Annotated in this window: 12 protein-coding genes; 5 read left to right on the top strand and 7 right to left on the bottom strand. The window is 36.4% G+C overall.

The features are described from left to right. Positions 1 to 42: 42 nt before the first annotated feature. The 3 genes from MYP_RS07725 to MYP_RS07715 all read right to left on the bottom strand — a co-directional run bounded on the left by MYP_RS07725 (position 43) and on the right by MYP_RS07715 (position 4,013). Entirely contained in the window at positions 43 to 1,152 is a 1,110-nt protein-coding gene (locus tag MYP_RS07725; RefSeq protein ID WP_156140401.1) for a sensor histidine kinase, read from the bottom strand. A 153-nt stretch (positions 1,153 to 1,305) separates the two neighbouring features. Further along, entirely contained in the window at positions 1,306 to 1,731 is a 426-nt protein-coding gene (locus tag MYP_RS07720) for an LIC_13387 family protein (protein ID WP_045460831.1), read from the bottom strand. A gap of 29 nt (positions 1,732 to 1,760) precedes the next feature. Beyond that, complete coding sequence (locus MYP_RS07715; RefSeq protein WP_156140399.1) at positions 1,761 to 4,013, bottom strand: beta-glucosidase family protein; 2,253 nt, start codon at positions 4,011 to 4,013, stop codon at positions 1,761 to 1,763. 203 nt (positions 4,014 to 4,216) lie between these two features. On the opposite strand from MYP_RS07715, the gene MYP_RS07710 reads away from it, so the two are divergent. The 4 genes from MYP_RS07710 to MYP_RS07695 all read left to right on the top strand — a co-directional run bounded on the left by MYP_RS07710 (position 4,217) and on the right by MYP_RS07695 (position 11,433). After that, complete coding sequence (locus MYP_RS07710) at positions 4,217 to 7,519, top strand: CARDB domain-containing protein (protein ID WP_045460828.1); 3,303 nt, start codon at positions 4,217 to 4,219, stop codon at positions 7,517 to 7,519. A gap of 333 nt (positions 7,520 to 7,852) precedes the next feature. Then, positions 7,853 to 8,332 (top strand): replication initiation protein, encoded by a 480-nt coding sequence (locus MYP_RS07705; protein WP_045460824.1) that lies wholly within the window; start codon positions 7,853 to 7,855, stop codon positions 8,330 to 8,332. Positions 8,333 to 8,436: 104 nt separating this feature from the next. After that, positions 8,437 to 9,408, top strand: coding sequence for a hypothetical protein (locus MYP_RS07700; RefSeq protein WP_052430016.1), 972 nt, complete (start codon positions 8,437 to 8,439; stop codon positions 9,406 to 9,408). Positions 9,409 to 9,543: 135 nt separating this feature from the next. After that, positions 9,544 to 11,433: a PA14 domain-containing protein gene (locus MYP_RS07695; RefSeq protein ID WP_045460820.1), complete on the top strand. Its 1,890-nt coding sequence runs from the start codon at positions 9,544 to 9,546 to the stop codon at positions 11,431 to 11,433. A 55-nt stretch (positions 11,434 to 11,488) separates the two neighbouring features. Here MYP_RS07695 and MYP_RS07690 read toward each other — a convergent pair whose 3' ends face one another. Together MYP_RS07690 and MYP_RS07685 are read right to left on the bottom strand one after the other, a co-directional pair. Then, positions 11,489 to 11,794 (bottom strand): protealysin inhibitor emfourin, encoded by a 306-nt coding sequence (locus MYP_RS07690; RefSeq protein WP_045460816.1) that lies wholly within the window; start codon positions 11,792 to 11,794, stop codon positions 11,489 to 11,491. Next, the gene (locus tag MYP_RS07685; RefSeq protein WP_045460813.1) at positions 11,784 to 12,887 is read right to left on the bottom strand and encodes a M4 family metallopeptidase; all 1,104 of its coding nucleotides are present in this window, start codon (positions 12,885 to 12,887) and stop codon (positions 11,784 to 11,786) included. The genes MYP_RS07690 and MYP_RS07685 overlap by 11 nt, the downstream gene beginning before the upstream one ends. 630 nt (positions 12,888 to 13,517) lie before the next feature. Here MYP_RS07685 and modA point away from each other — a divergent pair. Continuing rightward, entirely contained in the window at positions 13,518 to 14,276 is a 759-nt protein-coding gene (gene modA / locus MYP_RS07680; protein ID WP_045460810.1) for a molybdate ABC transporter substrate-binding protein, read from the top strand. Between the two features lie 68 nt (positions 14,277 to 14,344). Here modA and MYP_RS07675 read toward each other — a convergent pair whose 3' ends face one another. Together MYP_RS07675 and MYP_RS07670 are read right to left on the bottom strand one after the other, a co-directional pair. Next, positions 14,345 to 15,595, bottom strand: a complete 1,251-nt coding sequence (locus MYP_RS07675; protein WP_045460806.1) for a tetratricopeptide repeat protein — start codon at positions 15,593 to 15,595, stop codon at positions 14,345 to 14,347. Then, entirely contained in the window at positions 15,592 to 16,914 is a 1,323-nt protein-coding gene (locus MYP_RS07670; protein ID WP_045460803.1) for an ATP-binding protein, read from the bottom strand. The genes MYP_RS07675 and MYP_RS07670 overlap by 4 nt, the downstream gene beginning before the upstream one ends. Between the last annotated feature and the right edge of the window lie 215 nt (positions 16,915 to 17,129).

Genomic DNA, 17,129 nt, shown 5'->3' with positions numbered 1-17,129 from the left:
AGAGAATCCGCTATTTGTTTATCAGCAACTCAAATAAGGAGTTTACGATTTAAAGATTGTAAAATAAAAAGTAGAACCTTTGTTAATTTCCGATTCAGCCCATACAGAACCATTATTTTCCTTCATAATATCTTTTACAATAGACAGCCCCAGGCCTGAACTATCCTTTGAAGGATCTTTATTCACCTTTCCAAATTTTTCAAAAATTTTCTCTAACTCATGCGTGGCAATGCCTGGACCATTATCTTTCACGGATATGATATACATATCTTCCGATTCTCTGCAATCAATTTTTATTACACCATTTTCCTTATCCATAAACTTGATGGCGTTCGATAAGAGGTTTTGAAAAATTTGCATCAGTGAATATTTATGAAAATAAACAGTGGGAAGGTTGTGTCTTACAAAAATATTTATGTTTGAAGGTATGTCAAGCGAGGCTATAACTTTGTTGAGGATTTTATTCAGATCTACCAGCTCTTTTACTTTTTCTAAGGTAGTTGCAGATTTCAACAATGAATGAATAAAATCGCTCATATCCCTTACCTTCCTTATAGCCATATCAAGCAATTGTATGGCATCTTTTTTAAGTACACTTTTATTCTCATCCTTTACAATCTGCAAAATCGGGTCAATAGTATTGAGTGGAGCTTTAAGATCATGTGAGGTGGTATAAACAAACTTATCCAACTCTTCATTTTGCTTCCTCAGTTTTTTGATGGCGCTTTCAAGGTCGCGTTTGTTTTGAATCTTCTCTGTGATATCAGTATTAATGGCAATTGCAGCTATAATTTTTCCATCAATGATGACAGGAGCAGCAGAGCATCTTACAATTATTTCTTTTCCTGACTTGATATGGGTTGTCACTACATCTCTCTCGTTACTTTCACCTAAAAAAGCTTTATAAAAAGGTTCTTCTTCTGTAGCCAGTCTCTTACCTGTATGTAGATCTCTGGTTTTAATCTTATCCGCCAGAATCTCTATATGTTGATTAAGTTCATCCAACGTGTCAAATCCAAGCATATCCAAAGCTTTCTTGTTTGCTCTCAGAATTCCCTTCGGGCCACCAATGTAAACTGCATCTGGTATGCATTCAATAATGGCTGACAACTCGGCTGCCCGGACCTTCAGACTTGTCAATTCATCAAACATCAGAATTTTTAAAAACTCAGTGAGGTATATTTCAGAAACTCTAAAAAACAATTATTGTTTGCTCCTCATAGCTTAGAATAAAAGCATTTGAATCATAAATCCTTCAAAAGATGAAAGGATTTATGATCAAATAAAGAATAAATCTACCTATACTTATTTGTTTCCTCTGAGCTGTACTGCAGAAATAAGGGTGAGAAGACATGCAAGCAAGGTTATAGAGGCGGCAAAAGGAAAAAAATATAAAGCCTCTATCCCACCCCAGAACAGTAGGGCAAGAGATAATGATAAAAGAATTCTATAACTCAATTCTTTATTCGTGTTTATGGCTCCGGAAATCAACCATAATACAACAGCCATAAAAGCCAAAGCAACTGTTGAGGCATAACCATAACCTTCATAATAATCGCCCATACTTCTTTCGGCCCCCATAAATGGGAATTTATGACCGATCATTTTGTTTATAATTTCCTGCTTCAAAGGTTCTTCCGCACGTTTCCATCCCGAATGCCCTAAAGTATGAGCAATCAAATGAAAAATCAGTAGTCCGGAAGCAATTCTTAAAAGGATCTTTACATTCATAGAAGCTAGATATTAAATTTTGATACCATTTATTTTAATCGGAATCTTGCTTTCTGATCTCCCACGATGAGAGTAAAATATCCTGACTCCAGAATTTTTTTACCTTCTTTATCGGGAAACCACAAATGCTTGCCTGATTCAATAACGAATGTAAATTCAAGAGACTGTCCTGGCTGCAATTCCTTTTTCTCAAAGTACTTAAGTTCTTTGACTGGTCTGGTTATTGATCCATATTCATCAGCAAGAAACCAAAGTACTGATTCTTTACCGGCTACCTTACCGACATTTGAAACAGTTACTTTAGCCGTTATCTTTCCAGAGGTACTAATTACAGTATCACTAAGATTTATTTTAGTGTATGAAAATTTTGTATAGCTTAGTCCCTGTCCAAATTCACAAATTGCAAATCTTTTTAATTCTCCTTCTACCGGTCTCAATATAGAGTATTCACTTTGCTTATGATTATAAGGGATGATATGCCCTTGCTTGTAAGGATAAGTAAAAGAAAATTTGCCACTTGGATTGGTTTTACCACTGATTACCTCTGCAATGGCCTGAGCTCCCTCGACTCCTGGAAGACCTGCAAACAGAACTGCTTTACACTGGTCGTAAATCTTACTTATGATTCTTGGCCTGCCTTCTGTAAGTACAAGAACAACTGGTTTTCCCGTTGCTATTGCCGTTTTTACCAATGAAATCTGAGATTCTGACAGTTCAAGGTCGTTAATACTACCGTCTGTTTCTGCATATGCATTCTCTTCGCCAGCTGCAGCTATAATTATATCAGCAGAAGATGCTAACTTTTTAATTTCATTCTCTTTAGCAAATATGACCTTTGAACCAGCAAACTCATCTTTAAGGGCTCCATAAATAGTCTTCATGTCTTTAGGAAACCAGTATTCGCTTTTAGCCATGAACCTATATGTCCATCCACCACAAAGAGGTATTTTTTTATCAGCTGTTTCACCTACCACTAGTATAGTCTTTTTGCCAGCTTTAATTGGCAGCACATCCTGATCGTTCTTCATTAGTACCAAAGATTCTTTTGCAGCATTTAAAGCTTTTACTTTATGCTCCTTAGAACCGATTTTATTGAACCTGTCATTTCTGGGATAAGGCTGATCAAAAAGACCTATATCAAACTTCACCTTAAGAATACGACGTACTGACTGATTTATTCTTTCTTCACTGATTCTTCCTTCTTTAACCAATGCAAGCAAATGATCACAAAAGTCCGTATTCAACGGAACCATTGCCATATCGACTCCGGCATTGATAGCCAAGAAAGTAGCTTCCTTTTCGTTTTCTGCTACATAGTGCATTTTCTGCAATGCGATAATGTCCATCCAGTCTGTTACTGCAATTCCGTCAAAGCCCAATTCATTTCTCAGAAGTTTGGTAAGAATGTCATAGTTTGCATGTACTGGAATTCCATTGATCTCACCGCTATTAATCATTACCGTTTTAACACCAGCCTCTACCGCAGCTTTAAATGGAGGAAGGTAGAACTCTCTTAATGCCTGATCGGGAATTTCAGCAGGAGACCTATCCCAACCGGATTTTGGATCTGAGTATCCAAGAAAATGTTTTGCACATGCAGCGGCTTTGTATGGTGCGATTTCGGTGTTACCCTGAAGTCCTCGTACATATGCAGCCCCCATTTTTGAAATCAGATATGGATCTTCTCCAAAAGTTTCATAGTACCTGCCCCAGAATTTATTCTTCCCCAGATCAAAGACAGGAGCGAATATCCAACGATGATACAAGTCTGCTGTTTCTGTTGCAGTGATCCAGCCTTCTTCATAAGCAAAGGTAGTATCAAAAGAGCAGGCGATATTGATGTTGTGCGGAAAGATAGTACCATTACTTAAATAACTACTGCCATGAACATGATCTACACCATAAATGATAGGAATTTTATTCTTGGAATAACGCATATTGACACGCTGAAGCTGATTTGTAAATCTGAACCAGACATCGGGTGGCATTGCCCTTCCATTAAGGAAAGACCCGACATGATATTTCGTTACATAGTGAATAACCTTATTGGTATCAATGACCAGAGTTGTTGCGGAATCATAAGCTGCAGCCAGTGAATCTGTAACAATTTTGGTAATATTAATCTGAGTCATCTGACCAATTTTTTCTTCCAGAGACATTTTGGCCAGCAGCTCTTCTACCCGAGGATCAGCATTTTTTCTTTCAGAAGATACGGATGAATTAAATGAAATTATAGCGAATAAGGCTATGCAGAATAAGGTTCCTGCTATAATGTAACGCATTGCAATATAAGTATGATTTGAGAGACTAAAGATATGAGAATTAGGTAAAGCAACAAAACAAACAATCAGAGTCAAAATTAATTTTCTCCAACTTATTCTTTATAAAATCCATCAATTTAACTAAATGAACGGGGTTACTTGGATTCCAATTAGTTGTAGAAAAGATAATTTTAAAAAATCACTTTTTTTAAATCATCAAACACATGAAAAAAAACAAGATTTTAATCTTAAAATTTCTGTTGCTGGTTCTTTTCCAGGGCGGGAATTCACTTCAATCAGAGGCACAAGCTGTGGATACCATTGATTTTCCCCAAGCCGATCTGACGAGGGTCAGCCAGCAGGTCTATCCTGAAAACACAAATCCGGGATCCTACATTACAGTTTTTAGTAAGGTTTACAATGCAGGATTTGGAATAGCACCTTCCAACCGAACGGACTATTACCTTACTGCGGATACATCCTGGACATTGCCTGATAAAGCAAAGGCTTATTTTGTGGGTTCGTCCTATCTGTCCCCACTTCCTTCCCAAACTTCAATACTAGATAGTACAGGTCTTTACATTCCGAAAGATATAACTGCAGGGGCCTATTTCCTGGTTTCATACACAGACGCAGGCAACGAGGTATACGAAACCAATGAGTTCAACAATAAATATATCTTCCCAATAAATATTGGCACATCAGGCTTTTCGATTGACTTATATCCAACTTTTCTGTCGGTAGATGATAGTCTAATCGTCTCCAATCAAGTAATTGCAAGTCTTGGCGAAAGCAACCTTGGAATAGATTTTTCCGGAAGTTATGAAGTTGGTTTTTACCTTTCAAAGGACTCCACTTTGGATAACTTTGATCCCTTGCTTTTAAGCAAAAAATCGGATGGACTAGCCGGAAACACTTCTTCTTATTCGGATGTGAAGATAGCCCTACCTCCCCTTTCAAAAGGCTGGTATTATTTAATTGCAGCTTTGGATGTATATAATAGTGTATCAGAAACGCAGGAATATAATAATACTATTGCAAGAAGATTTTACATTTCAGGAAATGGTTTCGCTGATCTGATACTTGACAGCGCCAGAATTGAAAATCCGAATAGATTGAACCCTGGGGATAGTATAACTCTGAGCTTTATAGAAAGAAATATAGGAACAGGATCTGCAGGTGAGCATTATACAAATTTCTATCTTTCCACAAGCACTTATATTGACTCTTCTGCTATAGCACTGAGTAAAGCATATGTGGCAGGATTAAATCCTCAGGATGGCATTTACAAATCTGAATATGCGGTAATTCCTGCTGATTTAGCATCAGGTTTCTATTATCTGATAGCACAGGCAGATAGCTACAATTCAGTTTCAGAAAGCAACGAGCATAATAATACATTTACACTACCGATTACAATAGGTACAACAGATGCAGATCTTACTACTGTGCTTTTTGATAGTACAATCACTGTTCTCAGAGGAGACTACTTTTATGCAAACGGATATTTAAGCAATATAGGATCTGTTTTTACCTCTTCCAGTTACATGGGCTTTTATCTGTCTAAAGACTCACATCTTGACTCAAGCGATATCTTTGTTCAATCAAAATACTTTGATTATTTGTATCCAAATGATTTAAGATATTTTTATCTATCAATACCTACCTATAATTTTGAGCCAGGGACATATTACCTTATAGCAAAAGCTGATTATCTGAATTATGTTGCAGAATCGAATGAAGATAATAACATTGCATCTGTACCTGTGAATATAGTGCTGCCTAGTGTTGACTTATCAATCACAAGTTTATTCACTAAAGATACAATCCTCAGTGCTGGCAATTCATTTTATGTTTCATATAGTATAAACAATACCGGAACCTATTATGCAAGCTCCAGCTATACCAATTTTTATCTTTCGAAAGATTCGATAGTCGATGAATATGATTACCTCGTAGGTCAAAGCTATGTTTCCTATGTTTCTCCAGGATCTATTAATTATTATTCAGTGAATTCTTACATACCTTCCACCGTAGCCGATGGGGATTATTTTCTGATTGCCAAGGCAGATGATTACAAAAATGTAAGCGAATCCAATGAATTCAATAATGATGCCTTCATTAAAGTAAAAGTTAAGGTTCCATCATATGATATTGCCATCAGCAATTTGACCAAATCATCAGAAATGGTAACTGTTGGATCCGGCATATATCTTAGTTATAAGGAATCCAATTTGGGCGATATCACTTTCCCTTATCACTATACAGGATTTGTATTATCAACAGACACAATTTATAATGATTCCGATATAAATCTTGGCACCTATTATGGATATGACCTGTACCCTGGTAATGTTAATTACTATAACCAGTACATTTACATTCCAACCACTGTGCCGGCAGGAAACTATTATCTGATTGTTAAAACGGATTCAAACAACAATACCAAAGAGACCGATGAAAATAATAATATTGCATACACCAGAATAAGAATCATTACTCCAAATGTTGATTTATCTGTAAATACTCAAAGAGTAAACCCTTCCAAAGCGGTTGCAGGAAACACTGTTAATGTATCAGGATACTTATATAATCATGGTACAGAGGATTCATATTCTACTAATTTAGATTTTTATATTTCCAAATATGAGAATAATATAACAGATTCAGCTTTGTACTTAGGTTCTTATTATTCCAGCAGTGTATATTCAGAAGCCTCTGTTCCGTTCAACCAATCACTTTATCTTCCTGAATATCTTGCGGCTGGAGACTACTATATTGTATTTGTAGCTGATGGTGGCAAGAACCAGCCTGAGATGAATGAAAACAATAACATTGTTTCTAAGAAAATTTCTATTGAAGCTGCAACAAGAGATCTGTTTGTGAAGAGTGCATCTGTAAGCTCAAAGGTCACAGTAGAACAAACAGTTTATTTCAAAGCAACAATAAGTAATTCCGGAAATTCAGATGTATCATACTTCAATTTAGGATACTACTTGTCCAGTGATGAAGCACTTTCTCCTGATGATATATTTATAGGAACATTGGGTGTTCCTGGTATGCTTTCTAAATCTTCTGTACCTGTTTCTGGAGAGTTTAGAGTTCCATATTACATCAATCAGGGAAGTTATAAATTATTGTTTGTAGCAGATCATTACAAGCAGATAATTGAAACGAATGAGACGAACAATTCTTTGGCTAAAGCACTCCAGGTAATTAATCCTTATGGTGACCAGAATAACGAAGATACTATTTCCGAGCCTGTATCTTCAGCGCCAGCCATTGCAATATCAGTAGTACCGAACCCAGTTGGAGATTTCATCAACGTAACCGTACAAACTACTGAAGCTTCAACCATTGCTACATTTGAATTGTATGACAATTTTGGTAATAAATTCAAAGGAGGAAATCAGAAAATCACCAATGGTAAATTCTCAATTCCGGCAAGTGACATTAAAACTGGTGTTTATCTTTTAAAAGTAGTCTATGAAAGCAAAGTTGAAACAATCAGAATCATTAAGGAATAAAGGTTAATAGTAAATAATTTTGGAAGAGGCCGTCTGAAATGGACGGCCTCTTTTTTGTAAACACCTGGAAAAAGAGAGAAAGGAATATACAACCTGAAGAATTCTGATCTTTATATAAAAATTTAATCAAGCATGAAAATATGAAATGAAGGGGATTGATATTCCAACAGCAACCATCTGAACATTTTATCTGTCTATAAGAAGAACTTGGTCCGAATATTGAGGATTTCTTTAGTTTCAAAAGTTCTTTTTCATTTATCGTGAAACCCCAGAGAGTGCTTTAGAGTAAAAACTCTTATGCCTCTTCCCGGTTAGTTTATTAAATGTAATTATATGAATACCCAGGATCTTCAAATTGACAACAACAGTCTTTTTTGCCAGGAAGTTAAAGAAGCTTTTGAGCAACTTATGACTCAGTTTTCCATGAATGTAAGTAAGGAATTAAGAGATGAGATTTATCTTGAATCCCGCTGGGCAGGTATATTTTTAGGTAAAGAAAACAACGAATTAACCATATCTATTTATAATCCGAGGGGAAAAAGCCGATGGTTTCCCAAATTTTACCTTTCAGCATTCTTTGGGCTTAAAGGAAAGACAAGTATTGATCAACCTGAAGGTGAATCGAATCTGAAAGAATTATGTAGTCATGCTGAAGAAATCAAAGAAAGTTTTGGGTCCATTCTCAGGGGTGATTTTTCCTGGGGAGATGATTTTGAGAAATGGCTGGCTTTTTTAAAATTATGTAAAAAAGACCAGGATTGCGATTTACCTTCCTTCCTGCAACTTGTTCATGAAGGCCATATTGAGCAATAGATAGATCTGATCTAATTTTTCCTGATCGATAAACATTCTTTTATCATTTCAATTTATTCCTTGTGACAGAATTGTAATGCTATTTTTTAAATAAGCTTAAAACAATGTTCAACAAGGGACAAATTTCACATCTTCTTGGGTGTCTTTTCTTAATTTCAGCAAGTTGTGTTGGAACCAAAAGCCAAAAAGCAGCCAGTCAATTTGATTCCGGATATTGCTCACCTGCTATTAGTTATCATTATGATTCCACCCTTTACCCTTTGCCTACTAAGGAGGTTTTAAGCAGAAAAAATACAGGAGCTTTTAGTGCTCATACCCTACTAGTTGCCAATGCAGCAGGTGTTTTTGAGGAATTACTAAAGCTGGATAGTACAAAGAAAATTTATGACAAGAATCCTACTGATTCAATAAGAATAAAATATATTAACTCTAAAAATAAAGTACTTACACAGGTAATGCTCATTTCCACTGAAATTGAAAGCATTGCGGCAGAACTGGATTGCGAAGGAGAAAGAGCTGAAATATTAGCTGACTATCTTACTGAAAGAGAAAACAGTCGGAATAACCTGCTAACGGTACTCTCTATTACTTCCGGTGCATTTCTAACCATTGCAGGTACCCTTGCCAGCCAAAAGCTAAACGATACACAACAAGATGCAATTGCCATTAGTGGAGGAGTAATCAGCGCTTCTTTCGGATTAAGTATATTATTCATTAAGACCAAAGTTAAATATTACCATAAAAGAAATTTGCTTGCAGAAATCTGGAATGATCCGGACAACTCAAAGATTTTTCCTCCATCTATCTGGTATCTGCTCAAAGAACCTTTTTTTAGCAATACACATGAATATTCAGTCGTACACAATATTAAAAACCGTTGGAAAGAGCTAAAGCTGGAAGCAGAAGGTTCTGAAGTATCTAACCAGGAAAAGCAACTGCTTTTTGGAGTGGGTGGAACCTATACCAAAGGTATGCTTCGAACCAGATCAAGTATGCTTAATGAAGTGCAGGCATCTACAAGACTTATGAATCAGGACCTTCAGGCTTTTATATTAGAAATAACCAGTCGATATTGAATTCAACTCAAACTTTATATTTTTCCGATTTAATTTTCCCTGAAAAGTAAAATCTTTCAAAGCTTTCCCTGAGCAGCATACAGCTGTTTAACTTTTAGAATTGTAACGGGTTTCTTACTTCATATTGGAAATAAAATGAAGTATCTGTTTACATCTTTGATTTCAATTTTATTTATTGCGATTATATTAGATTTATCAGCACAAATAAAAGAAAATTCTGAACAATCTTCCGGGAATACCGGTATCTCAGCTGACTCTGCCACTCATTTGCCCAAAATTATTCGCCAGCCCAAAGGGTTGAGAGTAGCTAAAACTTCCAATGTAATGTTTTCCGTGGATATTGAAGATAAGTCCCCATACTCTATTCAATGGAAGAAAAACGGAGTCATCATAAAAGATGCAACATCACGAAGCTTATTTTTTTCTATAGTTCAGTTAAAGGATACTGGGTATTATCATGTTGAAATCAGCAATGCCTTCGGAACTACAAAGAGCGACACAGCAAAGCTGGATGTTGCAGATAATTTTCCTCCCAACGCAATGCTCATTAACCCGACTTTTGGAAATACATTTAGCATTGGAGATACTATAAGATTTCTTGGGGGCGGCAATGATTTTGAAAATGGCATTCTTAATAAATCTTCATTTCTCTGGAAGCTTGAGTTTCATCAAAAAGGAAACATAAAAGATCTCCCGCCCAAAGTTATCATAACAACTGAAGGCATAAGGGAAGGATACTTTGTTGTTCCAAACCACCAGATACAGGATGACAAGGCCTATTATAGGCTTTCATTAACTGTAAGAGATCAGGATGGTTTTACAGATACGAAATACGTTGATATTACACCTAAAAAAATTCAGATTAAATTATTAACTAATCCTCCCGGTTTAAAAATTTCTCTGGATGGTTCTATAATTGAAGCTCCATATAGCTTTACAGACATTGCAGGCACTTACAGAAACTTGGCCAGTGTTCCGGACCAGATAATGAATGGCATCCGATACAGATTTGATCACTGGGAACCGATAGGATTAAAGGATAATTTTAAAATTAAACCTGGCGAAAATACTATTTACACAGCTGTATACACGCCAGTTCCGGAAGTGAACAAGTTTCTGTCGAATAATTTCACCTTCGAATCAAAGGATAAAAGTAATAATTCGGATGAACAGTATCATGATGACATTACGATGGTTGCTGCACTCAGGGATACGCATACAAATGTATATACAAATAAAGGTTATATACTTCGCGAATTCTGGACTAGCGTAAGAGGTACAACAGTTGATAAAATTCCACATCAGTTGCCTCCCAATGGAAAAGTTCTTATCACCCAATTTGAAGGACCCGAAAATCTGATGGACAACTACGGTACAAGGATTAGCGGGTATATTTATCCTCCTGCTTCAGGAACCTACTATTTCTGGATAGCGTCGGATGAACAAGGAGAGTTGTGGCTTAGCAAAGATGATAGCGTTGAAAATAAGGCCAAAATAGCATATGTACCTACTTCTTCATTCTTCCAGGAATGGTCAAAATTTCCTGAACAAAAATCTGAAGGTATATATCTGGAAGCTGACAAAAAATATTATATAGAAGCGCTTCATAAAGAAAGCCTGAAAATTGATCATATCTCTGTTGGCTGGAGACTTCCTGATGGTACTCTTGAACGGCCAATACCGGGAAAAAGACTTTCACCATTTATTACTCCATATGAAGAAACCGAAAATATAGAATTGATACCTGCCTCCGGAGTAGATTCTATTGCAAAAATTCTTGCATATATGGATCCTGCTGACAAAGGCACTATCACGCTAAGCCTCCTTGGGTATGTTAATGATCCACGTATTCATATTTTAGTATTTGACACAAAAGGTAAAAAACAGTACAATGAAAAAACCACATGTGATATTACGTCTGCCAGAACAGTTCTGCCTATAAAAGAAAGATTTAAACCAGGAGTATATGTCATTCAGGTAGCAGTTGGTAATAAGTTGTTTTTTGAAAGGATATTGATAAGGTAAAAAATTCAAACGCTCTTCATAAATTGTTTGACAAACCTGGTTCTATATCGGAACATTAGACTTTCCTGCTTAGCTTACTCAGAAAACTTATCAGATCGGCTAAAGCTTCGTCTTCTACAGGATCTGAAACTCTGATTGTATTTTTATTATCGCCATCAGTCACGCTGATTGTATAGGTCTTTCTATCTGCTCCTCTTTGAGGCACTTCATTATAAGAAATGCTAAAGAACCTGCACTTCTGTACAAGTTCTTTAGCTTTCATTGAATCCTCATTACTTAACGAGTCTGTATTAATCAGTTTGGATCTGTTCAATCCCGGGAAATACGCAATCCCTCCATCTGATTTAAATTCAATGAGCATATTGCAATGGTTCTTTAATGGATGTTGTAATACCAACTTCGTTCCAGGCATTTTGTACAGCTTGTTCTTCCACGCTGCCTTGTCCGAATAGTCTTATTGCATTGTAAACTGTAAGATTTGCAAATCGTTTAAATCCTGTGTTAGCTCTCAATCGGGCATCCTTAAGTGTTTCATACCAGATTTTACCAGCTCTTTCCCAGGCAAAACCTCCAATGTTTGTTGCTGCCAGATAAAATGCACGGTTTGGGATACCTGAATTGATATGCACACCTCCATTGTCTTCAAATGTATTCACGAAATCATTCATATGTTTGGGCTGAGGATCTTTCCCCAATACAGGATCATCGTAAGCAGATCCGGGATCACTCATAGACCTTAATGCTTTTCCGTTTATCTTCTCAGAAAGAAGCTCTGCCCCAATAAGCCAGTCAGCTTTATCTGATGTCTGGTTAAGTTTAAATTGTTTAACCATAGATCCAAATACATCGGACATAGATTCATTTAGCGCTCCAGCCTGATTGAAATATACCAGTCCTGCTTCATCTTCCGTTACACCATGAGCAAGCTCGTGTCCAATCACATCAAGAGAAATGGTAAATCTCTTAAAGAGATCATCGTCACCATCTCCGAATGTCATCTTCTGACCGTCCCAGAAAGCATTGTTGTATTCTTTTCCGAAGTGAACAATTCCCTGCAATGGCATACCTTCATCATCTATAGAATGTCTTTCGAAAATATTCCAGAAAAAATCATAAGTAATGCCCAGACCATCATATGCTTCATCCACAGCTGGATCATTGGTAGCAGGATCGCCTTCGAACCGAACTATTTTCCCTTCTGTGCTCTGCATATTTTTAGCATCTATGATAGTTCTCTGTTTCTTACCCGGACTAATCATAGTTACAGGACCAGTTCCTGCTAAAGAAGCATTGGTAAAATTTCTCAATGCTCTGAAGGTACTGTCATTAGCAAGAGTGGCCATCGCTTTCTGTCTTTGTTCCGAAGTGCCATTTTTAACAATGGCTTTGAGAATATGTGGAGCAAGGATACAGTGAATCGAATGCCTGTGATTAGGATCATGATTATTACACATAATTAATTAATTTGTTCCTAATTAATTAAGCCTCATCGATTAAAAATTGTTGTAGTCCACTCCTCCAAATCCTTGGAGAGACGGAAGAGTGGAACTATTTATAAGTATATAAATTTTGGACATCTCCCAATCTCCTCATCATTTAACATAAAATTTAATCATTAAGCATTTTCACTTAATAAAAAACAAGTATTTTTACTTACTACATTATTCCTTATGTTTACAAAACTATGACGATGGAGAAAAAGGACTATCTGGTGAATGGCCATATCTGGGTCCAAAGCGGAGATGGAGCCTTTTTAGGTTCCTGAAGAGTAGAACTTTTTAAAAAAATCAAAGAGTACGGTTCAATTACACAGGCCGCTAAATCAATGAACATGGCCTAGACATGCATGGAGACTTATTGACTCTATGAACACAATTCGGCTATTAAACTAGTTTCTACCAAAACCGGAGGTAAAAAAGGTGGAGGAACAATCCTAACTGAAGAAGGAGAAAAGGCTATTCTTGAATTTGATAATCTGGAGAGAGCATTTAATGAATTCCTTCAGGAGCAGTCTTTTAAAATAGTATTATAGTATTATAACCTTTTTTATTTATCATTATTCTCCTAAGTAATAGTTTGGTAATATGATAATCAAGAATATTCATTTACTACTTATTTTACTGGTATTAACCAGCAAAGGCTTTGCACAAAAGATCGTTACTGTTGCTGTTGCTGCCAATGCTCAGTTTGCAATGAAGGAAATTAAAAAAAATTTCGAAAAGGAAACTGGCATTCATCTGGAGTTAATTATAAACTCTTCCGGGAAAATAACAGCGCAGGTAAAAGAAGGTGCTCCTTTTGATATTTTTCTTTCAGCAGACACGCAGTTTCCGGATGCTTTATATAAAGAAGGCCTTGCTACCACAAAACCAGAAATATATGCATATGGAAGCCTGGTTTTATGGTCAATGAGTAAGCTTGAAAAAAGTAATATAAAGACGCTTCTTTTATCGGATAAATTCGATAAAGTGGCCATTGCAAATCCAAAGTTAGCGCCATATGGGGAAGCAGCAATTGAAATATTGAATTATTATAATATATATAAAACGATTGAAACCAGGATTGTAAATGGAGAAAGCATTTCTCAGGTAAATCAATACGTTGTATCAGGAGCTGCTGACCTCGGTTTTACAGCTAAATCAGTCGTTTTAAGCCCTGAGATGAAAGACAAAGGCACCTGGATTGAAATTGATGCAAAATCCTATAGTCCTATTGCACAAGGAGTAGTCCTTTTGAAGAAGAATCAAGAACAAAACTTTAAGGAAGCTGAGCAATTTTATAAATACTTATTTACAGAAAAGGCTAAAAGTGTTTTCAGAAAATATGGTTATAGCGTAAGATAAAAGAATAAAGATTTATTTTACGGATAGAAACAATCCGGTTCAGAACTTATTCTTACCGGATTGTTTTTTTATCTTCCTATTATCAATGCATTACTAACCCATTGAAATAACATAATTCCTATCAGATATATAATTCCCAGGGATTCTGCAACCTCAAGTCCAGATGCAAAACAGAATAATCCTGAAACTCCAATCAAACCTAATATAGATGTATAAATGATAAGCATTCTCTTATTATTCTTTTTAGGGGGATTAAGCATACTTGACAAAGGAATCATCATAGACAGGCCAAAAATTCCTGTATACAACAATAAATCATTCATAAAAAAAGGATATGCCAGCAAAGAGATTAAACCTATACATACCGATACGCCTACAAAATTCGATGTTTGGATTTCAGTTTGAGTAAGCGCATATCTTCCGTACACATTTAGTCTCAGGAAGAGATTAGTAATAGGTCGGATGATCCAGGTGGATATTGCAAAAAGAATATAAAGAATAATAAAGGGTAAAATAAATGGATTCAAAGCAGGAATTCTGTCAGCAAGGAAACTCAATACCTTTGACCCAAAGAAAAAGCCAATGAGGATAGCCCATTGAGCACCACTTTTCATATTCCCTATCCAGAAAGCATATTTTAAAAATATTCTATATATCCAATATCTTGCTTTAAGGCTTTCTACCAGACCATGTTTGGCATATTCCAGTTCAGGATCAATCTGAAGTGCTTTCCCAAAATGTACCAAAGCCTTTTTATGGTCTCCCTTCTCCAGCAATCCCCAACCAAGGTTTGAATGGGTGATGGGATTTTCAGGATCATAATGCAGAGCTTCATGAATGGTATCATAAGACTCTTCCTTTCTATCAAGTTTCAGGAGTGCCGTAGAACGGATGTTCAGACAACCAAGATTGTCAGGCTCAAGAGCAAGTCCTTTATTTGCATAATGTAATGCCAGCTCCCAATTTTTTCTTTGCAGAAACACAGAGGCTCTTAGTCCGAAGAAGTCAGCTACCAGTGGGTCAATAGAAATAGCCTCTATAATATATTTTTCAGCCTGGTCAAGCTTATCCTGATCGAGCAGTACTTTAGAAAAAATATATAAAAGATAAGGATTTGCCGGAGCCAGACTTATAGCACTTTTTATAAAATCTTCAGCTTCATCATACTTACCTTCGTGCCATTTACAGATGCAAAGCAAGGAGAAAACTTCAGGATTATTGGGGTCAGAAGAAAGACATTTTTTAAGTTCCTCTTCTGCCTCTTTAAACCGCCTCTGATCTATCAGTAATCTCGCTCTCTCGCTGGAATTAAAGATCATTTTTTAATATTTAAATACTTCAAAATATCATCGTATAATCCGGATTCATTAGAATACAATGCATAATTTCTTGCAGTTGTAAACCATTCTTTTGTAGATGGTATTACTTTCTTTAAAGCCCTAAGTAAATCTTTTGTTTCTATTGGTTCCGGGATTCCTGTTTTAAAGGATTCACGCAGTTTTTCTTCGATTGTAAAATCCACCAGCGCCTGCAGGTCTGCCCCAGAAAAGTCCCTGGTTTCTTTTGCTATCTTATTGTAATCGATATCTTTAAGCGGTTTATCCTTTAGCAAAACTTTCAGAATACCATTTCTACCTTCTTCATCAGGCGGTTGCACGAATATTATTCTATCGAATCTTCCAGGCCTTCTGAAAGCGGAATCAAGATGCCAGGGTGCATTGGTTGCAGCTAATACCAGCAGCCCTTCATTGGAACTTTCTATACCATCAAGTTCAGACAGAAACTGGTTAATCAGATGCCTCCCTGACGATTGTTTCATATCGGACCGGCTTGCACCCAGAGCGTCTACCTCGTCGAAAAACAATACACAAGGTACATTTTGTCTGGCCATTTCGAACAAGTGATGGAGATTCTTTTCACTGCCTCCGATCCACATGTCTAATATATCATTAATCCCTACGGAAATGAATTTTGCATCAACCTGACCAGCTGTAGCCCTTGCAAGGTGAGTTTTTCCGCATCCGGGAGGGCCATAAAGCAATATCCCTCCACCTATTTTTTTACCATAAGCCTTATAAAGCTCAGGGTGTTGCATAGGATGGATGATTTTTATTTTGATTTCCTCCTTCACATGTTCCATCCCTCCTACATCTTCGAATGTTATCTTTGGTCTTTCAACTGGCATTGAATTCCTTTCCACCTCCGCTACAAAATCATCATCTTCAGATGCAAAATAGTGATTCGGATTTCTCAAACTGTCCAACTCTTCATCCAGCAAGGCAGGATTTAATTCAAGCACTCGCTTGTAGTATTTCATAGCTTCCTCTATTGAGTTTTCTTTAAGAAGAAGTTTGGCAAACAAAAGCAACGATTCAGAATCTGCATTGTCTGAATGCACCAGATCTTCCAGCACTACAATCCCTGTGGAATAATTGCCCTGACTTAAGTAAATTTTAGCCAGACCAAGTTTCGCTTTGGCATTGTCTGACTCTCTGTTTAAAACCAGCTTAAACTCTTTCTCAGCTTCTTCCAAATTGTTTAGCTTAAACAAACTCTCGGCGAGGTATATTCTTAACGGCAAGTTTTCAGGAGAAAAATTTAATGCTTCTCTCAAACTAGCGATAATATCATCACTCATAAAAATTTCTCAGTTTAAATCAGTTCAAGTTAAGGATTTAAAGCGGAAAGAGCAAAAAGTTGAAAGTTGAAAGTCGAAAGTTGAAAGTTGAAAGTCGAAAGTCGAAAGTCGAAAGTTGAAAGTTGAAAGTTTTAAAAAATCGCATAATATGTAAAAAATAAAGGAGTCATTTTAAGTTGATTTAAAATGACTCCATCTATAGTTGAACCCTAATA

The organism is Sporocytophaga myxococcoides (assembly GCF_000775915.1).
In the GTDB taxonomy this organism is placed as follows: Bacteria; Bacteroidota; Bacteroidia; order Cytophagales; family Cytophagaceae; genus Sporocytophaga; species Sporocytophaga myxococcoides_A.
The sequence above is the reverse complement of the archived record's forward strand: the minus strand, read 5'-3'. Positions and strand labels throughout refer to the sequence as shown.